Raw genomic sequence first — 22,623 nt, forward strand, 5'->3', positions numbered from 1 at the left:
TTCAGGGGCTGCGCGGCTCCGCCCCGATGCGGGCCAGCGCCTGCGCCTCGGCGCGCTGCAGGCGGGCCAGCGCCGCCTCCGGGCTTTCGCCGCGCGCCCGCGCCGCCTGCCAGATCCGGCGGCAGGAGGCGGGCGACCACGGCAGCGCCGCTTCGCTCAGCCAGCGGCGCAGCACCGGCGGCAGGCTGTCAAAGGCGCGCATCGGATCCTCGGCCCGGCGGCGGCGCGGCAGGGCCACCTGCCCCAGATTGCCGCCCCGCATCACGCCGCCGCCACCTCTGCCCGGCGCCAGACCGGGAAGGGATCGGCGCCGCCCGGCGTCACCTCGGCGCAGAGGGCGGCGTCCAGCGCGGCGGACAGGTCCGGCCAGTTGATGCCGCTGCCGATGAACACCAGTTCCTGCCGCCGGTCGCCCCATGGCTCCTGCCAGTGGCGGGCCAGATAGTCACGGGCGCCGTCATGGCCGGGCCAGCGGTCGCGCGGCACGGCGGCCCACCATGTGCCCAGCGGGGCGACGCTGGACAGCGCCCCCGCCAGCGAAAACTCCGCCACCCAGTCGGGGCGGGTGGCGATCCAGAAATGCCCCTTGGCCCGGATCACCCCCGGCAGCGGTCCGTTCAACAGATCATGGACCTTTTGCGGGTCAAACGGCCTGCGCGCGCGGAAGACATGCGAGGTGACGCCATAATCCTCGGTTTCGGGCACGTGATCGGCAAAGCCATACAGTTCCTTGGCCCACATCGGATGGCTGTGCGCCCTGTCGAAATCGAAAAGCCCGGTGTCCAGCACCGCCGCCACCGGCACATCGGCGCGGTCCGTCTCGAGGATGCGGGCATCGGCATTGAGACTGCGCAGGATCAGCCGTGCCGCCTCGGTCCGCTCCGGTCCGGCATCGCTGACCTTGTTGAGCACAAGGACATCGGCGAATTCGATCTGGTCGGTCAGCAGATGCACCAGCGTGCGGTCATCGCCCGCTCCCATCGTCTCGCCCCGGTCGCGCAGCAGGTCATGCCCCGAGAAATCGCGCAGCAGGTTCACCGCATCCACCACCGTCACCATGGTGTCGAGCCGCGCCACATCCGACAGGCTCTGCCCCTCTGCGTCGCGGAATTCAAAGGTGGCGGCGACCGGCAGCGGTTCGGAAATGCCGGTGGATTCGATCAGCAGCGTGTCAAAACGGCCCGCCTCGGCCAGTCGGCGCACCTCGGTCAGCAGATCGTCGCGCAGGGTGCAGCAGATGCAGCCATTGGACATTTCCACCAGCGTTTCCTCGGTCCGGCTCAGATCGGTTTCCGCGCGCACCAGATCGGCGTCGATGTTGACCTCCGACATGTCGTTGACGATGACCGCCACGCGCCGCCCGTCGCGGTTGTTCAGAAGACGGTTGAGCAGCGTGGTCTTGCCGGCGCCCAGAAAGCCGGAGAGCACGGTGACGGGAAGGCGGGGATCGGTCTGCATCGGGCAGGCTCCTGTGGCGGATGTGGCGGATCAGGGCCGGGGTTGTCCGGCGCCCATGTAGTTACGTTATAACGTAACGATTCGCAAACCGCAAAACCGGGGGCCTAGCGCGCTTCCGCCGCAGGCAGCCGCAGCCGCGCGCAGAGCCCGCCTTCGGGCGCTTCTTCCAGCGTCAGGGTGCCGCCGTACAGCGCCACGCGATCCGCCACGATGGCCAGCCCCAGCCCGTGACCCGGCGCCCCCTCGTCCAGCCGCGCGCCGCGCGCCAGCAGGCGCTGCCGGTCCTCTGCCGGGATGCCGGGGCCGTCGTCGCAGACCTCGAACACCAGCGCGCCCGCCTCGGCAAAGGCGCACATCCGCACCGTCAGCGCCGCCCATTTCACCGCGTTTTCGGCCAGATTGCCCAGCATTTCGGCCAGATCCTCGGCATCGCCGCGAAACTCCGGGGCGCCCTCCACCTCCAGCCGCAGGGCGATGTCGCGGCGCAGCGCCTCGGGGCGCAGCACCTGCACCAGATCCTCCAGCACCGGGGCCACCGGCGTGGCCACATGCGCCGCCTGCCCCGCCCCCACCGCGCGGGCGCGTTTGAGATGCCAGCGCAGCGTGCGGTCCATGCGGTCGAGCAGGGCGCGGTCCGCAGGCGTGGCGCGGTTGGCCAGCACCGCCAGCGGCGTCTTCAGCGCATGGGCCAGATCCCCGGCATGGGCGCGGGCCCGTGCCACGGCCTCGGCATTGACCACCAGCAGCCGGTCCAGTTCCGCCGCCAGCGGCTGCAGTTCCACGGCGCGCGGCGGCGGCAGGTGGGCACGGCGGCCCGCCCGCACCTCGGCCACCCCGGCGGCAAAGCGCGCCAGATCGGTCAGCCCCAGCCGCACCGCCAGCCCCTGCGCCAGCAGCAGCAGCGCCCCCAGCACGGCAAGCGAGGCACCCAGCGGGCGGCGGATGGCGGCCAGTTCGGCCTGCCGGTCGGCTTCGGGCAGGGTGACGGTCACGGTCAGGTCGCGGCTGTCGCCGGGGGCGGTGAAGCGGTCAAGATGGGTCATCAGCGCCGCGCCATCGGGGCCGGTCGCTGCCATGCCGCCCGTCCCCAGATCGCCGGTGACCAGCCCCGGCGCGCGGGCCAGCACCTCGGTCCCGTCGGTCACCTGCCAGTACCAGCCCGACAGCGGCGTCTCGAACCGGGCATCGGGCGGGGGGGCGGCCACGGTGAACTGTCCCGCCGCGTCCCATTCGGCAAAGGCCATGATCCCGCGCGCATCCGCCGCAAGCTCCGCCGCCAGCCTGCGGGTCACGAAGCCCTCAAGCAGCGCCGACAGGGTCAGATAGGCGGCGGCCAGCGCCACCAGCGTCAGCGCCCCGGTCCAGAGCAGCAGTCGCCCCCGGATCGACCGGGGAGTCATCCGGCAGGTGCCACCGGATCGGCGGGCAGCAGCCGGTAGCCCTCGCCGCGCCGGGTTTCGATACGTCCGTCGCCCACCTTCTTGCGCAGGCGTCCGATCACCACCTCCAGCGAGCGGAAATCGCGGTCCGAGTCGCGGTCATACATATGTTCGGACAGCTCCGTGCGGCTGATGACCCGGCCCTTGTGCAGCATCAGAAACCGCAGCAGCCGCGCCTCGAACGCGGTAAGCTTCAGCGGCATCCCGTCGAGCGAGGCCAGCCCCGTGGCGGTGTCGAAACCCAGCGCGCCTGCGGTCAGTTCGGCGGTGGCATGGCCTGCGGCGCGGCGGATCAGCGTGGTGATGCGCAGCACCACCTCCTCCATCCGGAAGGGTTTCAGCACATAGTCATCGGCCCCGGCCCGGAACCCCGCCACCTTGTCGGCCCATTCGTCGCGCGCGGTCAGGATCAGCACCGGAAAGCCCAAGCCCGCGCCGCGCCAGCGCCGCAGCACCTCGATCCCGTCGAGTTTCGGCAGGCCCAGATCCAGCACGGCAGCGGCACAGGTTTCGGTGGAGCCCAGAAACTCGCCCTCCTCGCCGTCATGGGCAAGTTCCGGCGTGTAGCCCGCAGCCTCCAGCGCGCTGGCGATCTGTGCGGCCAGATCGCGGTCATCCTCCACAACCAGCACTCTCATGGGCGTTCGCCGGGCAGGATGCGCGCTTCGGCCTGTCCCACGCCCTCGACCTCCAGGAAGCGGCAGCCGGGTCCGGTCAGGTGGATGCGCAGCACGTTGCCCGCAGGCGTGCGCCAGCGCAGTTCCTGCACCAGCCCGTGGTCGCGGTCGCGCAGCGCCAGCGCCTCCCCCCGGTAGCGTTGCGCAGCGCAGGCCAGCGCCGCCTCGGGTCCGATGGGCTGCGCGTGGCGCGGCGGATCGGCCAGCGCCAGCGCGGGCAACCCGCAGAGACAGATCAGAAGAAGGTGTCGCATCGGAGCACTCTAGCGCAAAAAAGCTCAACAGACCCCAAACGGGACCGTTTCGGATGGGTTCGGGGGGGCCGTGTCAGAAAGGGCGCATCAACAGCACGAATCGTATCAAGGAGATCACGATGAAACATGGTTTTTCCGCTCTCGCCCTGACCGCCCTTCTGGCAGGCCCCGTCGCCGCGCAGGACAGCACCCTGTCCGGCACCGTGGCCGAAGTGTTCGACCGCCAGATCGTGCTGGCCGCCCCCGAAGGCCGGATGCTGGTCACCCTGCCCGACGACGCCACCGTTCCCGAGGCGGGCGCCCGCGTCAACCTGACCGGCACGGCGGAGGGGCGCAGCTTTACCGCCAGCAGCCTGTCGCTGGCCCCCGCCGAGGCCCCGGCCCCCGCGCCGGCACCGCAGGCACAGGCGCAGGCCGGAGAGCTGCCGCAGCCGCTGCGGGATCTGGGCCTGACCGAGGTCATGACCCGCATGGAGGATGACGATGACGACCGCGAGGTGCATGTCCACGCCCGCCTGTCCGAAGGCGGCTGGCTGCGCGCCAAGACCGAACGCGGGCAGCTGACCGATGTGGAAACCGACAGCGGCGCCCTGCCGGAGGCGCTGCTGGCCGCGCTGCTGCCCGAGGCGGCGCGCAATGCCCCCGCCATGGCCGAACTCACCCGGCTGGAAAAGATCGACCTCGACGAGGATGATGGCGAGATCGAGGTGGAAGGCCGCGCCAGCGACGGCACCCGTCTTGAACTGACCTTCGCCCGCGATGGCCGCCTGCTGGAACTGGACCGGGAGCGGGACGACAAGCGCCGGTCGATGTCCGAAGCCGAGGCGCGCGAGACGCTGGGCGCGCTTGGCTATAGCGAGGTGGGTTTCGTCAAGCGCGGGGGGCGCCATGTGGATGCCGTGGCGCAGTCCCCCGATGGCGACTGGGTCGAGGTGCGGCTGGACGATCAGGGCCGTCTGGACCGCGAACGGCTCTGGGACCGCTGAGGGTCTGTCCGGCCCCGCGGGACCGCGGGGCCGGATCCCTTACAGCCGCTGCTGCAGCTCGTGGCGCAGCGCGTCATAGCTGCGCGCGGCGGGGCTGCTGGCGGCAAAGGTGGCCACGGGTGCGCGATGCACCCCCATCTTTTCCACATCGGTGGAAAACGGCACCGCGATGTCCAGCAGCCGCTTGGGATAGTCCTGCCGCATCCGCGCGATGGTTTCGGCATGAAGCTTCTTGGTGCCCTGCACCATCGAGAAGAATCCAAGGATCTTTTTCTTCGACAGCTTCGTTTCGGCAAAGAACTCCAGCAGCTGCTCGAAACTGCGTTCCGACAGCGTGGTGGGGATCACCGGCACAAGGATCGCATCGGCGCTGGCAAAGACGTTTTCCGACAGGGTCGACAGGTTCGGCGGGCAGTCGAGCAGCACGATGTCATAGTCGGATGCCACGCTTTTCAGCGCCTTGTGCAGCCGCGAGCGGCTGTTTTTCATCCGCGACAGGAACACGTCGAAATCGCGGAAGGTCAGGTTCGACGGCAGGATGTCGAGGTTTTCGTAATCGCTGCCCCGGATCGAGTCGGTGAACCGCTTCACATCGGTGAAGAAGCGCTCGTCGGTCAGTTTCTTTGACGGCTTCACCCGGAAATAGAACCCCGAGGCGCCCTGCGGATCCAGATCGCACAGCAGCACGCGCAGCCCGGACTGCGCCAGCCCATGGGCAAGATTGACCGAGGACGCGGTCTTGCCCACGCCACCCTTGTTCGAATAGCTGGCAACGATCTTCATGCCGTCCCCTCCTCTGGCTTGAATATCCTGCGGAAGCCCGCCTGCGTGTCCGGCCCGTCAAACGCCGCGAAAGAGCTGGTGATGCGGGCCCTCTCTTCCATCTGGCGCTGATGCAGCACGGTGACAAGGGCACCAAGGCTGGTGGCGATGGCCACGCCATCGGGGCCCGGATCGCGCGCCAGATCCTCGGCCACCCGGCCCAGCGCCGCCTGCTGCACCGAGTAGTCGTTGAAATTGCCCAGATTATCCTGCAGCCGCTTCAGCGCCTTGACCAGACGCGGCACTTCGGGATCGTCAAAGAGCGGCGTGAAGAATTCGATGAGATAGCGCAGTTTCTTGCAGGCGATGCGCAGCTCGTGCACCTCGGTGTCGGGGGTCGCGTCGTCGATGCCCCGGGCGATCTTGTTGACCTTGCGGTAGCGTTTCCAGATCAGCGTCTTGGCATAGTCGAGCGCGGGGCGCTCGGCCTCGGGGCCCTTGGCCAGCCGCTTCGGCTTTTCGAACAGCCGGGCCAGACCGTGAAGTTCGGCGCGATAGGCGTCGCTGTCCATCCATGCGGTCAGCACCTTCAGTTCGGCCTGACGCTCGGCGGCCAGCCGGTCAAAGAGCTTGCCCAGCCCCGGGCGCATCGCCTCGGGCACCAGCGACAGGTATTTGTCGCGCTCGATCAGGTAGACATCCAGATCGCGCAGCCGTCCGGTATGGGCCATGACCGCGCCGAACCGCGCCTTGAGTTCGGTGGTGCGCTCTGCGCTGTAGACGCCCTTGAACAGCGACACGACCGACCGCACCCGGCGCAGCGCCACGCGGTAATCATGCAGGAATTCGCTGTCCAGATCGGCCAGCACCCCCGGCTCCTGCTGCCGCGCCACGGCAAGCTGGCTGCGGATGATGTCGCCCGCCGCGCGAAAGGCGGTTTCGTCCGGCGCCATGAGGACAGGGGCAGAGGCCCCGGTGCCACGCAGCGCCTGAGCAGCACCGCGCGCATCGTGGATCTCTTCGACCACGGGGGCCAGCGCAGCCTCCAGCCGGGCCAGCGTCGGCGCGTAGCCGCGCAGCGCCGCCATCTCCAGCAGGCTGACCGTGCCGCCGCAGATCGGCGCAAACACCCAGAGCGTGCCGCGCAGATGGGTCTTGTCCAGATCGTCCACGCCCCGCACCGCCTGCCGGGTCAGATGGCCTTCGGCCACGCGCATCAGCGTGCGCAGCGGCGAGACGAGACGGCGTAGCCGTTCTGTCACCGGCCCCTGCGGCAGATCCGACACGAAACCGGGGGCGGCACGTTCCTGCCGCAGCAGGCCCTGCGGCTCCAGCAGGACCAGCGCGTCTCCGGCGGCCACCAGCAGCGCGCCCTTGGCCGCCACCTGCCCGTCGAACGTGTCGAGAAGATCGAATTCCATCTCCTCGGCGGCGGGCTCCAGAAGGATGCGGCCCTTGCCCAGATCCAGCCCGTCCAGCCGTTCGGGCAGCTCCACTCCGTCAAAAACGGTCATCCGCTCGGATCCTGTCATGTCAGACCTCGTGGGGTGGCGGGCACGATGCAACCTCTTCTGTCAGGGGTGCCGCAGCAGAGGCAAAGGCGCCACGCTGCGAAACGAAACAGCGTTGATGTCATGAAACCGTGATCTTCGTCAAGGCTCGTGCCGTGCCGGACGCCACGGCAGCCGCCGCGACGGGGTTTGCCTTCGGGTTCAGTTCTGGCAATGTTCCCCCTCATCTGCTGATTCTCCGGAGGCCGCATGTGCAATCTTTATTCCCAGACCCGAAGCCAGGACGCCATGCGTCAGGTTTTCGAGTCCGTGCTGGACCGCGAAGATCCGCTGCTGGACGAAACCGGCAACCTGCCGCCGCAGCCCGGAATCTGGCCCGACACCGCCGCCCCGATCCTGCGCCACGCCCCCGGGACGGAGGGCGGCTGGCGGCTGAGCCGCGCGCGCTGGGGCATGCCCACGCCCCCCGCCTATCTGAAGGGTCGGCGCACCGATCCCGGCGTGACCAACATCCGCAACGTCGCCTCGCCGCACTGGCGGCGCTGGCTGGGGGTGGAGCACCGCTGCCTTGTGCCCTTCACCAGCTTTTCCGAACTGGACCAGCGCCCCGGCGCGCCGCGCAACCATCCGGTGTGGTTCGCGCTTGGCCCTGACCGCCCGCTGGCCTTTTTTGCAGGGATCCGCACCGAATGGACCTCGGTGCGCAAGCTGAAGGAGGGCGAGGTGACGGCGGATCTGTTCGCCTTCCTCACCTGCCCGCCCAATGCCGAGGTGGGCGCGGTGCATCCCAAGGCGATGCCGGTGATCCTGACCCGGCCCGAGCAGTGCCGCCTTTGGCTGACCGCCCCGGCAGAACAGGCGCTGCGCCTGCAGCAGCCGCTGCCGGACGGAACCCTGACGCTGGTGCAGGAGGGCATGCGTGAAGATCCAGCCTGACCGCCGCTCCGCCGACACCCCGCGCGATCCCTTTGCCCTTGCGTCCACCCGCGTGCACGAGGCGGCAGGCCCGGGCCGCCGCGCCTTTGCGCTGTTTCAGGCCGCACGCCATCCCGGCCCGCTGGTCTGGGTGCTGCCCGCGCACCAGCACCAGCGCCCGCTGCCCGCCGGTCTGCCGCAGGGCGTGGCCGACCGCCTCCTGCTGATCGAGGCCCGGTCGGAAACCGATCTGCTCTGGTCGGTGGAGGAATGCCTGCGCGCCGGGCCGCTGGGGCTGGTGCTGGCCGAACCCGAAAAGCCGCTGTCGCTGACCGCCGGGCGCCGCCTGCAGCTGGCTGCCGAAGCCGGGCGCACCCCCGGGCTGATGCTGATCCGCGAAGGTCAGGGCAGCACCGCCGCCGAAACCCGATGGGCCTGTGATCCAATTTCCGCGCCTTGGGACTCGACAGGGCACCAATGGCGCCTTATAAAGAACAAAAAGGGAACTACTGGACTTTGGACTGTGCACTGGGATGGGACGTCGACAACTTGTCATATGGTTTCCGAGGCTGTCCAGTGACATCAGCCTGCGCCGCCGCCCCTGTGCGGGGCCCTTTGCGCTGACGTTGCGCGCGGGCAGCGCCGATCACCTGCACTGCCTGACCGCCGAGACCGAGGCGCGCGGCCTGCACCGGGGCATGGCGCTGGCCGATGCCCGCGCCATCTGTCCGGATCTGAGCACGCGGCCCGCCGATCTGGCGCAGGACGCGGCGGGGCTGGAAAGCCTGCGCCGCTGGGCCGGACGTTATGCGCCGCAGGTGGCGGTGGACGGGGCGGACGGGCTGGTGGCCGACATCACCGGGGCCGCGCATCTGTTCGGGGGCGAGGCCGAGCTGCGCGAGGATCTGCAGGCACGGCTTGACCGGGCCGGGATCACCGCACAGAGCGCCATCGCCTGCACCCGGGGCGGGGCACATGCGCTGTCCCGGCATGGCGGCGGCATCGTCCCCGAGGGGCTTCTGGCCGACCGGCTGGGCCCGCTGCCCGTCACCGCGCTGCGGCTTGACCATGACACCGCCGAAACGCTGGCCCGCATGGGCCTGCACCGCATCGCGGATCTGATCCCGCTGCCGCGCGCGCCGCTGGTGCGGCGGTTCGGGCCGGGACCGCTGCAGCGCCTCGACCAGATGCTGGGCACCCTGCCCGAACCGGTCGGCGCCCCGCCGGAGCCGCCGCATTTCGGCGTGCGCCTGACCCTGCCCGATCCCATCGGGCTAAGCGCCGATGTCATGGCCGCGCTCGACCGGCTGCTGGCCCGGCTCTGCGACCGGCTGGCGCAGGCCCGCTGCGGCGCGCGGCGCCTGCGGCTGGAACTGCGGCGCGTCGACCGCGCCACCACCGCGCTGGAAATCGGACTGGCCCGCGCCATGCGCGATCCCGACCGCATCGCCCCGCTGTTCCGCAAGCAGGTGGAGACGGTGGATGCGGGCTTTGGCATCGACGGGATGCGGCTGGAGGCGACGCTGATCGAACCGCTGCTGCCCGAACAGATCGGCGCCCGCGCCAGCCGCCCGCAGGATGATCTGGCCGATCTGCTCTCCCGGCTGGGCAACCGGCTGGGCTTTGACCATGTGCTGCGTCTGCTGCCCGCCGAAAGCCGCATCCCCGAACGCAGCTTCCTGACCGCCGCCGCCGCATGGAGCACGCCTGCCCCCCATCCGCCGCTGCGCCGCCCGCCGCGCCCGGCCACGCTGTTTCCGCCAGAGCCGCTCAGCCAGACCTCGGGCCATCCTCCCGCGCGCTTCCGCTGGCGGCGCATGAGCCTGACCACGCTGCGCGCCACCGGGCCGGAACGGATCGCCCCGGAATGGTGGTTCGACGATCCGGCATGGCGGTCCGGCCTGCGCGACTACTGGCGGATCGACACCCGCGAAGGCCCCCGTCTGTGGCTGTTCCATACCCCGCAGGCCGCCAGATGGCCGTCGGAGGGCTGGTTCGCGCAGGGGGAATTTGCATGACCCGCCCCGCACGACCCGGCCCGGACCTCCCGGCGGAGGGGGCTGACAGCTCTCCGCCCGGGGCGGGCGTCACTGCGTCGTTCAGGCCCCGCCCCCCCGGGACCGAGGCGGACAGCGCCCTGTCCCCTGCCGACTCCTATGCCGAACTTTGCGTGACCAGCAACTTCACCTTCCTCACCGGCGCCTCCCATCCCGAGGAACTGGTGATCCGCGCCGCCGAACTGGGTCTTGCCGCGCTGGCCATCACCGACCGCAATTCGGTGGCGGGCGTGGTGCGCGCCTTTTCGGCGCTGAAGGAACTGACCCGGCTGCAGGATCAGGCGCGGACCGATCACGCCGCCGCCATGGACGGATCCGGGATCCGGTCGCACCGGGTGACCGACCCTTCCAGCCGCCAGACCCGGTGCATGGGCGAAAGCGGAGAGGAGGGCGCCCCGGCGCTGCCGCTCGACCGGCCCCTGCCCCGGCTCATCCCCGGCGCGCGGCTGGTGCTGACCGACAGCGCGGTGCACTGGCTGGCCCTGCCCACCGATCTTGCCGCGTGGTCGCGGCTGACCCGGCTGCTGACGCTGGGCAAGCGTCGCGCCCCGAAAGGTGACTGTCACCTGACCCGCGCCGATCTGCTGGACTGGGGGCAGGGCATGATCCTGATCGCCCTGCCCCCCGATCCGCTGGATCCCGACCCGCAGAAGACAGAGGCCCCCGCCCGCCGGACCGAGGCCGATCTGCGCCAGATCGCGCGGGCCTTCGCCGGGCAGTGCCATCTGGGCGCGGCGCCGGTCTATGACGGGCAGGATCAGGAACGGCTGGACCGGCTGGCGGCGCTGTCGCAGGGCACCGGCCTGCCCATGGTGGCGGTGGGCGAGGTGCTGATGCACCGCGCCGCCCGGCGGCCTCTGGCGGATGTGCTGACCTGCCTGCGCACCGGCTGCACCATCGACGGCATCGGCACCCGACGGCTGGCCAATGGCGAACGCCGCCTGAAATCCGGGGCGGACATGGCGCGGCTCTTTCACCGCTATCCCGCCGCGCTGCGCCGCACGCTGGACATCGCCAATGCCTGCGCCTTCCGCCTTGACCAGCTGCGCTATCAATATCCCGCCGAAACCCGCAACGGCGAGGCGGCGCAGGACCGGCTGGAACGGCTGACCCGCGAGGGGCTGGGCTGGCGTTATCCCGGAGGCCCGCCGCCCAAGATCGTCAGCCGCGCCGAAAAGGAACTGCGCCTGATCGCCGAAGTGGGCTATGCGCCCTATTTCCTGACCGTGCATGACATCGTGGCCTTTGCCCGCTCGCGCGGCATCCTGTGTCAGGGGCGCGGCTCCGCTGCCAATTCCGTGGTCTGCTACCTGCTGGGCGTCACCGAGGTGCCGCCCGAATCCATCACGCTGATCTTTGAGCGGTTCATCAGCAAGGACCGGGGCGAGCCGCCCGACATCGACGTGGATTTCGAACATGAACGGCGCGAGGAGGTGATCCAGTGGATCTATGACCGTTACGGGCGCGACCGGGCCGGGCTGACCGCCACGGTGATCCATTTCCGGTCCCGCGCCGCCATCCGCGAGGTGGGCAAGGTCATGGGGCTCAGTCAGGATGTGCTGGCGCGGCTGTCGGGGCAGATCTGGGGCTGGTCCTCCAGCGCGCCGGGGCCGGACCGGCTGCGCGAGGCGGGGCTGGATCCCGCTGACCGCCGGGTGCGGCTGGCGGCGCAGATCATCGCGCAGATCATCGGCTTTCCCCGCCATCTGAGCCAGCATGTCGGCGGATTTGTCATCACCGAGGGCCGTCTGGACGACCTGTGCCCGATCGAGAATGCCGCGATGGACGACCGCACCATCATCGAATGGGACAAGGATGACATCGACGCGCTGGGGCTGATGAAGGTCGACATTCTGGCGCTGGGGATGCTGACCGCGATCCGCAAAAGCTTTGCCCTGCTGGCCGAACACCGGCGCAAGACCTACACGCTGGCCAATGTGCCGCCCCGCGACGAGGAGGTTTATGACATGCTGTGCCGCGCCGATGCCATCGGGGTGTTTCAGGTGGAAAGCCGGGCACAGCTGAATTTCCTGCCCCGGATGCAGCCCCGAGATTTCTACGATCTGGTCTGCGAGGTGGCCATCGTGCGCCCTGGCCCCATTCAGGGCGGCATGGTGCATCCGTTCATCAACCGCCGTCAGGGCCGCGAGCCGGTGGAGGATCTGGGCCCCGCCCTGATGGAGGTGCTGGGCCGCACCTATGGCGTGCCGCTGTTTCAGGAACAGGCGATGCAGATTGCCGTGGTCGCGGCGGGCTTCACCCCCGCCGAGGCCGACCGGCTGCGCCGCAGCCTTGCCACCTTCAAGCGCATGGGCACCATCGGCAGCTTCCGCGACCGCTTCGTGTCCGGCATGCTGGCGCGCGGCCATGCGGCGGATTTTGCCGAACGCTGCTTCGCGCAGATCGAAGGCTTCGGCAGCTACGGCTTTCCCGAAAGCCACGCCGCCAGCTTTGCCCGGCTGGTCTATATCTCGGCATGGCTGAAATGCCATCATCAGGAGGTCTTTACCTGCGCGCTGCTGAACAGCCAGCCCATGGGGTTCTACGCCCCGGCGCAGCTGGTGCGCGACGCCCGCGATCATGGGGTGGAGGTGCGGCCTGTCTCGGTCAACCATTCGCACTGGGACTGCACGCTGGAACCGCGCGCGGATGGCGCGCTGGCGCTGCGGCTGGGTCTGCGCCAGATCAAGGGCCTGCGCGAGGAGGACGCGCGCTGGATCGTGGCGGCGCGGGGCAACGGCTATCCCGATGTGGAAAGCCTGTGGCGCCGCGCCGGGGTGCCGCCGCTGGCGCTGGACCGGCTGGCGGAATCGGATGCCTTTGCCCCGCTGGGACTGACCCGGCGCGATGCGCTCTGGGCCGCGCGCGCGCTGCGCGCGCCCGCGCCGCTGCCGCTGTTCGGAGAGACCGGCGAAGGCCTGCGCGAACCCGAGGTGATGCTGCCGCAGATGACGCTGGGACAGGAGGTGGTGGAGGATTACCTGTCGCTGCGCCTGTCGCTGCGCGCCCATCCGATGGAGATGCTGCGCCCGCGCCTGCCCGGCACCACCCCGCATGACCGGCTGGCCAGCGCCACGGGCCGCGTCACCGTGGCGGGGCTGGTCATCACCCGGCAGCGGCCCGGCACCGCCTCGGGGGTGATCTTTCTGACGCTGGAGGACGAGACCGGCACCGCCAATGTGGTGGTCTGGTCGCGCATCTACGAAACCTTCCGCAAGGCGGTGATCGCGGGGCGGCTGCTGCGCGTCAGCGGACGGATCGAACGCGAAGGCCGGGTGGTTCACCTGATCGCGGAGCGGATCGAGGATCTGTCGCCGCATCTGGCCACGCTGGGCCGCCCGCTGCTGATCGCGCCTAATGACGGGCGGGCGGATGAAACCCGCCGCCCTGCCGGGGGCAGCCTGCGCGCCTCGGCCCGGCATCCGCGCGATCAGGCCAAGGTGCTGTTCCCAAGCCGGGATTTCCACTAGCCCCCGGCGGCCTCTGCCGCGGCCTGCCGCCCGGCGGCGGCGCGGTTCTGCGCCACGCCCCAGACCGGTTCCTGCAGCGGCAGCACCCACGCATCGGCGCGCAGGTAGTTCAGGCGCACGGCGGTCAGGTCGGTCTGCGGGTCGATGAACAGCTGCGCCGGGCGCCCGTTCAGCGACTTGTAGATCTCGGCATATACGGCAACATCGCCATGCCCCGCCTCCTGCCAGATGCTTTCCAGATGCCCGGCGAACTGGTGGACCATGTCGCTGCGCACCAGCATCTTCGAGGCCTGCCGGGGCGTCAGGTAATCCTCGGGATCGACCAGCCATTCCTGATCGCCGGAGCGGACGCGGAACAGGCCCGTCGCCTGCCGGTCATAGATGCGCATCCGCCATGACAGCCGGTGCCCGTCGCCGGTCCAGCGCACCTCGGTCGGGAAGGCGCCCGCGCGCAGCGGCAGCGCCACCTGCACCGCCAGCCACAGCGCAAGCCCGGCCAGCGCCAGCCCCGGCAGCGCCCGCGCCGGAGGTGCCACGGGATCGGGCAGCGCGGGCAGCGGCTCGACCCGCGCATGCAGCCAGCGCAGCAGCTGCCGCGGCCAGTCGGGGGCGAAAAAGATCGTGCTGGCGGCGATGGTCATCCACGGGAAGATCCCGATGTTGAAAAACACCGCATTGGCGCTGTGGAACAGCACATAGATGCCAAAGACCGGCAACCGCGTGCGCCGCCACATCAGCAGCGGCGCCCCCAGCAGATGCAGCGCGACGGTGGCCCATGCCCCGGTCAGGATCACCCAGTCCTGGTCAAACAGCGCGCCAAAGGGAAACGCGCCCGACTGCGCGCGCAGCCACAGCCCCAGCGGCTCGCCCGCCAGCCAGTCCGGCGTCAGCTTCACCAGCCCCGCGAAGATCAGCATGATCTCCATCTGCGCGCGCAGCACGAAGACCGCCGCATAGGGCACATGATCTGCCGCCACGCCGGGAAACCACGCGGCATCCAGCGACAGCGCGCGATGGGCGGGCAGCACGCACATCAGCAGCAGGAACAGCAGGACAAGGTAGAAATGGTTGAGGTATTCCGCCTTGTCGAGCAGGAAGAAATAGGCAAACAGCACCGTCAGCGCCACGATGACGACGCGGTAGAACAGGCCCAGCATGACCAGCAGCGCGGCCAGCCCCATGCCCAGCCACGCCACATGAATCCACGGATCCGGCAGCGGCTGCACCCAGCCGAAACCCGGCCATGTAAAATGCAGATCCGGCGCCACCCAGTAGCGCCAGATGCGGTCATGCCAAAGGAAGCGCCAGCAATCCACCACCAGAAGCGCCCCCAGCGCGATGCGGAAGACGGCCAGCGACAGCACGGGCACCGGACGGGCAAGCGCCTGTGCCATGGAGGTGAGGCTTGGAATGGATGGGGTCATCGGTCTCTCCCGCTATGTCTTGTCCATGAGGGAATAACGGGCGGGTGCCGGGCGTATTCCCGACAGAGTCAGACTGGAGCAAGTTACGATGCCGGAAAAGCCGCTGGTGATCATCTATGACGGCGACTGTCCGTTCTGCAGTGCCTATGTCACCCTTGTCCGCCTGCGCGAAACGGTGGGCGCGGTCGAGCTGGTGAATGCCCGCTCCGACGATCCGCGCGTCGCCACGCTGCTGGCCGAGCGCGTGGATCTGGACGAGGGCATGGCGGTGCTCTGGCAGGGCCGCCGCCATGTCGGCGCCGAGGCGGTGCATCTTCTGGCGCTGCTGTCCGGGCAGGGTGGCAGGCTCAACCGCCTGCAGCGGCAGCTGTTCCGCAACCCGCGCGCGGCCCGCCGGATCTATCCGTGGCTGGTGCGCGGGCGGCGGCTGTGGCTGCGGCTGGCCGGGCGCCGCCCCATTGCCGCCGAGAAAAATTCGCAGCGGCGGGAATAGGGGGCGGGGCAGCGCCGTTGTCTGGGAACAAGGGCCGCACCGGCCCGCATCCCGGAAAGGAGACCCCCTTGACCCCGACAAGACCCCTTCTGCTGGCGCTGGCCGCCAGCGTGGCGCTTGGCGCCTTCGCCGCCCCCGGCATGGCCCGGGCCGACGATGATGACGATGGTGGCCGCCGTGCCGGGCTGTATCTGCCCCATGATCTGCGCGCCCTGATCCGGACCAGCCCGCAGCTGCGCCGCGACGATGACGACGACGACCGCGGCCACTGGCGCCGGGCCGCCCCGCATCAGGGCCGCGCGCACTGGCACCGCCGGTCCGATGACAGCCCCCGCCGCCGTCACGACGACGACGACGACTGATCCCCCTCCCTCCCCCACATTGCCCTTCAGAAAGGATACACCATGACCCGCAGCTTCACCCTTGCCACGCTGGCCCTGATCCTTGGATCCACCACGGCGCTGGCCCAGCCTGTCCGGTTTTCGGAAATCGACCGCAACCGCGACGGCCTGCTGTCCTATCGCGAGCTTGAAAACACCTTCGGCAGCCGCGGCGCCGACGAAGTCTGGAGCCGGGGTGACGGTTCGCCCCTGTCGGCCCGCGACATCCGCTCCGCCGCGTCGCGGGACGATGACGACGACAGCCGCGGCGGCTGGGGCGGTCGTGCGGACCGCGACGATGACGATGACGATGACCGGCGCGGCGGCGGCTGGGGCCGCGACGATGATGACGATGACAGCGGACGCGACGGCAACGACGATGACGATGACGGCGGTCGTGGCGGCAGTGGCGGTGGCCGCGGTGGCGACGATGACGGTGGCCGTGGCGGCGATGATGACGATGACGGCGGGCGCGGCGGCGATGACGACGGTGGCCGCGGTGGTGACGATGACGACGACTGACGCGATCTGACACAGACCCGGACCGGCCCGCCCTCGCGCGGGCCGGTTCCGTTTCAGGCCCCCCGGTTCCCGCCCGCCCCGGTCGATAGAATTTTCAGAAAAAGTCGCGCTCCGAGGAATAAGCCCGCGCCGCCAACGTAATCCATATGAAGGCCAGGACGAACCGGCCCTTCAGCACACCAACCCTTTGATGAGTGACAACGGAAGGACTTCAAAATGGCACGAATTACTGGAAACGACTCCGCCAACCGCCTGTTCGGCACCGGCCTTTCGGACGTGATCCTTGGCCTTGACGGCGCAGACACCATCTATGGCCGCGCAGGCAATGACCGGATCGAAGGCAATGACGACGAGGACCGGCTCTATGGCGAAGATGGCAATGACGTCATCCTCGGCGGCAAGGGCGAGGACACGCTGGACGGCGGCGCGGGCGACGACACGCTGACCGATGAAAGCGGCGACGACCTGCTGGTGGGCGGCGCGGGCAATGACCTGATGGACGCGGGCGAAGGCAATGACCGGCTGAATGGCGGCGACGGCAACGACCGCATGTATGGCCGTGAAGGCAATGACAAGATGGTGGGCGGCGCGGGCGCCGACCGCATGTTCGGCGGCGCGGGTGACGACCGCATGGATGGCGGGTCGGGCAGCGACCGCATGATCGCCGACGAGGGCAACGACACCCTTCTGGGCGGCACCGGCAACGACATGATGTCGGGCGGCGAAGGCAATGACGTGCTGCATGGCGGCGCGGGCAATGACATCATGACCGGGGGCGAAGGCGCCGACCGTTTCGTGTTCAACGCGGGCCGCGACGTGATCCGCGACTTCGAAAGCGGCGATGACGACATCGACCTGCGCGCCTTTGCCGACAGCTTTGGCGATGTGCAGGCCGCGGCGATCCAGCAGGGGTCGGATCTGCTGCTGCGCTTCGGCGCTCACGAACTGCGGCTCGAAGACACCCGGCTGTCGCAGCTCGACTCCGACGATTTCATCTTCTGAGTGAGGCAGGCAGAAGATGATCCCCCGCCGCGGCTGGTCCGCGGCGGGCTTTTTTGTGCCCGCCCCGATCTGCGACCCCGCTCTGGCCATAAAAAAACCCCCGCCATGGCGGGGGTTTTCTGCTGCTGAGGACGCCGGCGGTCAGAGAGACTGCAGCGCCTGCGCCTCTTCTTCGGGGGTCAGCACCGGCCCGGCGCCCACGGCGGAAAGGTAGGATTCCAGCGTCTCCATCGACGAGGCGGGGGCATAGCCGCCCTCCTCCGGGGCTGCGGCAAGGGCCAGCGTCGTGCGCCAGCCGCCCGCCTCGAAACAGGCCACCGACACCACGCTGCCAAGGCTGCCCTCCACCTCGAATTCGCGGCAGAGCCGGTCCTGCGCGTCGCGGAACGAGGCCAGCACCGCGATTTCGCCCTGATCCAGCGCGCGGCCCTCGCCCGAGGGCAGGCTGCTCAGCGCCTCGGTCACGCCCGGCACAGCCAGAGCCGCAAAGCCAAGCGGCGCCGCGGCATCCGGCGTGGCCAGCCGCGCGGCGCCAAATCCCGCGCCCAGCCCCACGGCCAGCGCAAGGCTCGCCGCCAGCGCCATCGGCTGCCAGCGCGGCGCGGACGTGTCGCGGCCCCGGAACGGCACCACCTTTTCCACGGGCGCCTGCTCGGGCACGGTTTCGGGCGCGGCGGCCCCCGCCTCCAGCGTGGCGCGCACCCGCGCCATCAGCGCATCGGGCACCGGATCCAGCGGACGCGCGGCGGCAGCCTCGGCCAGCACGTCGCGCGTGCCGGTGAACAGCGCCAGCCGCCGCAGCAGTTCCGGATCACGCGCCAGCGCCTGATCCAGTTCGGCAGCGGTGGCATCGTCCAGTTCGCCGTCGGCATAGGCCATCAGCGTCTCGTCCGGATAATTATGCTCCTGCATCCTGCATCTCCTTCGGGTCCGGAAGATTACGCATCACCCACCCGATTTATTCCAAGCTTTTCCGCCAAAGCCACCCGGCCCCGCGCCAGACGGCTCATCACCGTGCCCTTGGGGATGCCCAGAACCTCTGCCGCCTCGGCATAGCTCAGATCCTCGAAACAGACGAGGCGCACAACCTCCTGCTGCTCGGGGGGCAGCGTGGCCAGCGCCGCCTCGGTCTGGCGCAGCAGGATCGCCGCCTCGGTGGCGCGCCCGCCATCGAAAACCGCCGCTTCCGGCATGTCCACCACATCGACTTCGGTGCCCCGCGTGGCGGTGCGCCGGGTCTGGTCGATCCACGCATTGCGCAGGATGCGGAACAGCCACGCCTCAAGGCTGGTTTCGGGATCAAACCGCGCCTTTGCGGTCACCGCGCGTTCCACCGTGATCTGCACCAGATCATCGGCCACATCACCGCGACGGCAGAGCGACAGCGCGTAACGCCGCAGTTTGGGGAGGGCTGCAATCAAGGCAGTCTCGAACGGCTCGGTCATGTCCCTCTCGATTTTTTTATGGCGCGGGTGGAATAATGGCAAAGCGGATACGTAGTCATTCCTGACGCCGCAACCAGTGGAGAATGTTAACCATGCCTCGTTTTTGCCTGCTTTTTCTCCTTGTGCTGGGTCTGGTCTCCGGCCTGCCGCAGCTGGTGCTGGCGCCCGGCCTGCCGGGCGGGATGGCGCTGGCTGATGACGATGACGGCGGCGGCGATGATGGCGGCGGCGGCGGTGGCAACGATGATGACGATGGCGGCGGCGGCAGCAGCGGCGGGGGCAACGATGACGACGATGGCGGCGGCAGCAGCAGAGGCAGCAGCGCCCGCAACGACAATGACGATGACCGGGGCGCGGCGCGGCCCCGCCGCGTGATCCGCCTGCCCGACCTGCGCCGCGCGGCACCCGCCGCCCCCGCGCCCCGCCGGGCCGCGCCGGTGCAGGCGCCCCGCCCACCCGCGCCCGACTTTGCCCCGTCGGAAATCGTGACGCTGGCGCTGGACGAAACCGATCTGGCCGCGCTGCTGGCGCAGGGCTTCACCGTCACCGAAGAGGCGCAGATCACCACGCTTGGCCTGACCTCGCGGCGGCTGGCGATTCCGGCGGGCCTGACCCTGACCGAGGCGCGCGCCGCCGTGCGCACCCTGCCCAGCGGTCAGGACGCGGATTTCAACCATTATTACCGCAGCGAACAGGCCTTTGACGGCAGCTGCAAGGGGGGCGACTGCCCCGCGCGCCAGATGATCGCATGGCCCGCGCCCAGCTCCCGGCTGGGCACCTGCGGCAGCAGCGTGACGCTGGGCATGATCGACACCGACATCAACGAGGATCACGAGACCTTCGCCGGAGCCCGGCTGGAAGTGACGCGACTGAACCGCGACAGGGCAGATCCGTCCAAGGCGGTGCATGGCACGGCGGTGGCGGCGCTGCTGGTGGGTGATCCGTCGACCCGGTCGCCCGGGCTGGTGCCGGGGGCGCGGCTGGTGGCGGTGGACACGTTCCACCGGCAGGGCGGCGACGAACGGTCCGATTCCTTTTCGCTGATCCAAGGGCTTGACCTGCTGGCGCAGGGTGGCGCGCAGGTGGTCAATCTCAGCCTTGCCGGGCCAGCCAACACCGCGCTGGCCGCCATGGTGGACCGCATGGTGATGGAGCAGAACATCGTGGTGGTGGCCGCCGTGGGCAATGACGGGCCCCGCGCCGAGCCCGCGCATCCCGCCGCCCTTGCGCCAGTGATCGCCGTCACCGCCGTGGACCGGCGCGGCACCGTCTTCCGCCGCGCGCAGCGGGGCGAGGCGGTGGATCTGGCCGCACCGGGGGTGAACGTGTGGACCGCCGCCTCGATCTCTGGCGCGCGGTGGAAGACCGGCACCTCTTTTGCCGTGCCCTTCGTCACCGCCGCCGCCGCGATGCTGCGCGAATCCCGGCCCGAGCTGACCGCCGCCGAAATCGCTCAGGCTCTGGTGGAACGCGCCCGGGATCTGGGGGATCCGGGGCGCGATCCGGTCTATGGCGCGGGGCTTCTGAACATTGACGGGCTCTGCGACAGCCCGCTCTGAGGCTAGTCCGCCGCCAGCCGCCGCGCCGCCAGCCAGCTTGCCGCCGCCATGATCCCGGCGGTGGCAAGACACAGCGACAGCCCGCCCAGCTGATAGCTGACCCCCGACAGCAGCGTGCCGATCAGCCGCCCCGCCGCATTGGCCATGTAGTAGAAGCCCACGTCGCGGGTGATGCGCTCTGCCGATCCGAAGGCAAGGATCAGATAGGAATGCACCGAGGAATTGACCGCGAAGACAAAGCCGAAGAGCAGCAGCCCCGCCACCAGCACGATGGTCAGCCAGAGCGCGGGACCGTCCGACAGCAGCGCGGCCAGCGCCAGCGCAAAGGGAATGGGCACCAAGAGCCCGGACCACAGGATCGCCTTGCGGGTGATCTGCGCTTCGGGCTGGGCCCGTCCGCCCAGCAGACGCGGGGCAAAGGCCTGCACCGCGCCATAGGCGATGATCCACAGCGCCATGAACCCGCCCACCAGAAAGAACGCCTCGCGCCGCCCGTCGGGGGTGCCGTCCGACAGCACGGAGTGGAAATAGACCGGGATCCCCACCACAAACCACACGTCCCGCGCGCCGAACAGGAACATCCGCGCCAGAGACAGCCGGTTCACCCGCAGGTCGCGCGACCGCCAGCCCGACCAGCCTTCGGCGCTTTTCATCCGGCCCGGCAGACCTGCGGGCAGGAACAGCACCACCGCCAGCAGGATCGCCGCCAGCACCGCCGCCATGGACCAGATCGCCGTCTGAAACCCGGCCCAGCCCAGCAGGGCCGCGCCCAGAAAGAAGCCCAGCCCCTTGACCGCGTTTTTCGACCCGGTCAGCGCCGCGACCCAGCGGAACAGCCCGCCATCCTCGGCAGGGGCCAGCAGCTTGACCGCCGATTTGGACGACATCTTGGACAGATCCTTGGCCACGCCGGACACGCCCTGCACCGCCATCACGAACACGACCGAGGCGGCCACGCTCCAGCCCGGATCGAGCTGCGCCAGCGCGGCCAGCGCGCCGATCTGCAGCGCCAGCCCGGCATACAGCGTCGCCGCCAGACCGAAGCGCGCCGCGAGCCAGCCTGCGGCCAGATTGGTGACGATCCCCGCCACCTCATAGAGCAGGAACAGCCATGCCAGCTGCACCGGGCTGAAGCCCAGCACGTTGAAATGCAGCAGCACCAGCATGCGCAGCGCGCCATCCGACAGCATGAACGCCCAGTAGGCGGCGGTGACGGCGGCATAGGCGCGCAGCGGATTGGCGGGGGCGGCAGACAGGCTCATAGCGACGCCGCCACCAGCCGCGCGATGTCGGCCAGCCGGCAGGCATAGCCCCATTCGTTGTCATACCACGCATAGATCTTCACCTGCGTGCCGCCCACCACCATGTTGGACGGTCCGTCGATGATGGCCGAGCGCGGGTCGTTGACGTAATCGCAGGACACCAGAGGCCGCGCCTCGAAGCCCAGAATGCCCTTCAGCGGGCCCTCGGCTGCGGCCTGAAACAGCCCGTTGATCTCTTCGACCGTGGTGGGCCGGGCCACCTCGAACACGCAGTCGGTCAGCGAGGCGTTCAGCAGCGGCACCCGCACCGCATGACCGTTCAGCAGCCCGGTCAGTTCGGGATAGATCAGCGTGATCGCGGTGGCGCTGCCCGTCGTGGTGGGGATGAGGTTGGTCAGGGCCGACCGCGCGCGGCGCATGTCCTTGGCCGGGCGGTCCACGATGGTCTGGGTGTTGGTCACGTCATGAATCGTGGTGATGGAGCCGTGGCGGATGCCAAGGTTCTCGTGGATCACCTTGACCACCGGCGCCAGACAGTTGGTGGTGCAGCTGGCGGCGGTGACCAGATCATGCTGCGCGGGATCGTAAAGATCGTGGTTTATGCCATAGACGAGGTTCAGCGCGCCCTCTTCCTTGATCGGGGCGCTGACCACCACCTTTTTGACACCGGCGGCAAAATAGGGCGCGGTCTTGGCGGTGGTCTTGAACACGCCGGTGGCATCGATCACCAGATCCACGCCCAGCTCTGCCAGCGGCAGCGCCTCGATCGTCTTTTCGTGGCTCAGCCGGATGGAGGTGCCGTCCAGCACCAGCGCCCCCTCCTCGGCCCGGACCGGCGTCGGCCAGCGGCCATGCACGCTGTCAAATTCCATCAGCAGCGCGTGCTGGTCGGCATCCCCCACGGGATCGTTCAGCAGGACGATGTCGCCGCCCGCGCCGGTGTCGATCAGATCCCGCAGGACCAGCTTTCCAATCCGGCCAAGGCCGTTCAGGGCAATACGGGGCAT

22 protein-coding genes are annotated in these 22,623 nt (G+C 69.5%); 10 read left to right on the top strand and 12 right to left on the bottom strand.

All coding sequences use genetic code 11. The features are described 5' to 3' along the window. Position 1: 1 nt before the first annotated feature. From VK682_RS01285 to VK682_RS01305, 5 genes are all read right to left on the bottom strand, one after another. On the bottom strand, positions 2–262 hold the full coding sequence (locus tag VK682_RS01285) for a DUF6525 family protein (protein WP_230794724.1): 261 nt from the start codon (positions 260–262) through the stop codon (positions 2–4). Continuing rightward, entirely contained in the window at positions 262–1,458 is a 1,197-nt protein-coding gene (locus VK682_RS01290; RefSeq protein WP_324781330.1) for a GTP-binding protein, read from the bottom strand. Before VK682_RS01290 ends, VK682_RS01285 begins: the two co-directional genes overlap by 1 nt. Positions 1,459–1,562: 104 nt before the next feature. Beyond that, positions 1,563–2,858 (bottom strand): sensor histidine kinase, encoded by a 1,296-nt coding sequence (locus tag VK682_RS01295; protein ID WP_324781331.1) that lies wholly within the window; start codon positions 2,856–2,858, stop codon positions 1,563–1,565. Continuing rightward, positions 2,855–3,535 carry a response regulator transcription factor gene (locus tag VK682_RS01300; protein WP_089842513.1) on the bottom strand — a complete coding sequence of 227 codons (681 nt, stop codon included), beginning with the start codon at positions 3,533–3,535 and terminating at the stop codon, positions 2,855–2,857. Before VK682_RS01300 ends, VK682_RS01295 begins: the two co-directional genes overlap by 4 nt. Continuing rightward, the gene (locus VK682_RS01305) at positions 3,532–3,828 is read right to left on the bottom strand and encodes a Cys/Met metabolism pyridoxal-phosphate-dependent enzyme (RefSeq protein ID WP_089842516.1); all 297 of its coding nucleotides are present in this window, start codon (positions 3,826–3,828) and stop codon (positions 3,532–3,534) included. The genes VK682_RS01300 and VK682_RS01305 overlap by 4 nt, the downstream gene beginning before the upstream one ends. A gap of 119 nt (positions 3,829–3,947) precedes the next feature. Between VK682_RS01305 and VK682_RS01310 the strand changes: the two genes are divergently transcribed. Further along, a complete protein-coding gene (locus VK682_RS01310; protein WP_230794727.1) occupies positions 3,948–4,814 on the top strand; it encodes a prevent-host-death protein in 867 nt (288 codons plus the stop codon). A 39-nt stretch (positions 4,815–4,853) separates the two neighbouring features. On the opposite strand, the gene VK682_RS01315 is transcribed toward VK682_RS01310, so the two are convergent. Then, positions 4,854–5,597 (bottom strand): ParA family protein, encoded by a 744-nt coding sequence (locus VK682_RS01315; protein WP_089842520.1) that lies wholly within the window; start codon positions 5,595–5,597, stop codon positions 4,854–4,856. Next, on the bottom strand, positions 5,594–7,090 hold the full coding sequence (locus VK682_RS01320) for a CHAD domain-containing protein (RefSeq protein WP_230794728.1): 1,497 nt from the start codon (positions 7,088–7,090) through the stop codon (positions 5,594–5,596). Before VK682_RS01320 ends, VK682_RS01315 begins: the two co-directional genes overlap by 4 nt. 246 nt (positions 7,091–7,336) lie before the next feature. Between VK682_RS01320 and VK682_RS01325 the strand changes: the two genes are divergently transcribed. Genes VK682_RS01325 through VK682_RS01340 form a run of 4 tightly spaced genes read left to right on the top strand, consistent with a single transcriptional unit; the run spans position 7,337 to position 13,529 of the window. Then, a complete protein-coding gene (locus VK682_RS01325) occupies positions 7,337–8,023 on the top strand; it encodes an SOS response-associated peptidase (protein WP_269061906.1) in 687 nt (228 codons plus the stop codon). Beyond that, complete coding sequence (locus VK682_RS01330) at positions 8,007–8,582, top strand: ImuA family protein (protein WP_230794730.1); 576 nt, start codon at positions 8,007–8,009, stop codon at positions 8,580–8,582. Before VK682_RS01325 ends, VK682_RS01330 begins: the two co-directional genes overlap by 17 nt. Then, positions 8,536–10,020: a Y-family DNA polymerase gene (locus VK682_RS01335; protein ID WP_089842530.1), complete on the top strand. Its 1,485-nt coding sequence runs from the start codon at positions 8,536–8,538 to the stop codon at positions 10,018–10,020. Before VK682_RS01330 ends, VK682_RS01335 begins: the two co-directional genes overlap by 47 nt. Beyond that, positions 10,017–13,529 carry an error-prone DNA polymerase gene (locus tag VK682_RS01340; protein ID WP_425262616.1) on the top strand — a complete coding sequence of 1,171 codons (3,513 nt, stop codon included), beginning with the start codon at positions 10,017–10,019 and terminating at the stop codon, positions 13,527–13,529. Before VK682_RS01335 ends, VK682_RS01340 begins: the two co-directional genes overlap by 4 nt. Here VK682_RS01340 and VK682_RS01345 read toward each other — a convergent pair. Beyond that, complete coding sequence (locus VK682_RS01345) at positions 13,526–14,953, bottom strand: HTTM domain-containing protein (RefSeq protein ID WP_324781332.1); 1,428 nt, start codon at positions 14,951–14,953, stop codon at positions 13,526–13,528. The genes VK682_RS01340 and VK682_RS01345 overlap by 4 nt on opposite strands. 88 nt (positions 14,954–15,041) lie before the next feature. On the opposite strand from VK682_RS01345, the gene VK682_RS01350 reads away from it, so the two are divergent. The 4 genes from VK682_RS01350 to VK682_RS01365 all read left to right on the top strand — a co-directional run bounded on the left by VK682_RS01350 (position 15,042) and on the right by VK682_RS01365 (position 17,350). Beyond that, positions 15,042–15,446 carry a thiol-disulfide oxidoreductase DCC family protein gene (locus VK682_RS01350; protein WP_230794732.1) on the top strand — a complete coding sequence of 135 codons (405 nt, stop codon included), beginning with the start codon at positions 15,042–15,044 and terminating at the stop codon, positions 15,444–15,446. Between the two features lie 68 nt (positions 15,447–15,514). Continuing rightward, complete coding sequence (locus VK682_RS01355) at positions 15,515–15,808, top strand: hypothetical protein (RefSeq protein ID WP_230794733.1); 294 nt, start codon at positions 15,515–15,517, stop codon at positions 15,806–15,808. A gap of 42 nt (positions 15,809–15,850) precedes the next feature. Then, positions 15,851–16,348 carry a hypothetical protein gene (locus tag VK682_RS01360; RefSeq protein WP_230794734.1) on the top strand — a complete coding sequence of 166 codons (498 nt, stop codon included), beginning with the start codon at positions 15,851–15,853 and terminating at the stop codon, positions 16,346–16,348. Positions 16,349–16,564: 216 nt separating this feature from the next. Further along, on the top strand, positions 16,565–17,350 hold the full coding sequence (locus tag VK682_RS01365) for a calcium-binding protein (protein ID WP_230794735.1): 786 nt from the start codon (positions 16,565–16,567) through the stop codon (positions 17,348–17,350). 141 nt (positions 17,351–17,491) lie between these two features. Here the strand turns inward: VK682_RS01365 and VK682_RS01370 are convergent, their stop codons facing one another. Continuing rightward, positions 17,492–18,262 (bottom strand): anti-sigma factor family protein, encoded by a 771-nt coding sequence (locus VK682_RS01370; RefSeq protein WP_230794736.1) that lies wholly within the window; start codon positions 18,260–18,262, stop codon positions 17,492–17,494. A gap of 26 nt (positions 18,263–18,288) precedes the next feature. Next, positions 18,289–18,795, bottom strand: a complete 507-nt coding sequence (locus VK682_RS01375; protein WP_089842552.1) for an RNA polymerase sigma factor — start codon at positions 18,793–18,795, stop codon at positions 18,289–18,291. A 92-nt stretch (positions 18,796–18,887) separates the two neighbouring features. Between VK682_RS01375 and VK682_RS01380 the strand changes: the two genes are divergently transcribed. After that, positions 18,888–20,354, top strand: a complete 1,467-nt coding sequence (locus tag VK682_RS01380; RefSeq protein ID WP_230794737.1) for a S8 family serine peptidase — start codon at positions 18,888–18,890, stop codon at positions 20,352–20,354. Between the two features lie 2 nt (positions 20,355–20,356). Here VK682_RS01380 and arsJ read toward each other — a convergent pair whose 3' ends face one another. Next, positions 20,357–21,616 carry an organoarsenical effux MFS transporter ArsJ gene (gene arsJ / locus VK682_RS01385; protein WP_230794738.1) on the bottom strand — a complete coding sequence of 420 codons (1,260 nt, stop codon included), beginning with the start codon at positions 21,614–21,616 and terminating at the stop codon, positions 20,357–20,359. After that, complete coding sequence (locus VK682_RS01390) at positions 21,613–22,623, bottom strand: ArsJ-associated glyceraldehyde-3-phosphate dehydrogenase (RefSeq protein WP_324781333.1); 1,011 nt, start codon at positions 22,621–22,623, stop codon at positions 21,613–21,615. The genes arsJ and VK682_RS01390 overlap by 4 nt, the downstream gene beginning before the upstream one ends.

Origin of the sequence: Salipiger marinus (assembly GCF_035481585.1) — a bacterium.
GTDB classification, from domain to species: Bacteria; Pseudomonadota; Alphaproteobacteria; order Rhodobacterales; family Rhodobacteraceae; genus Salipiger; species Salipiger marinus.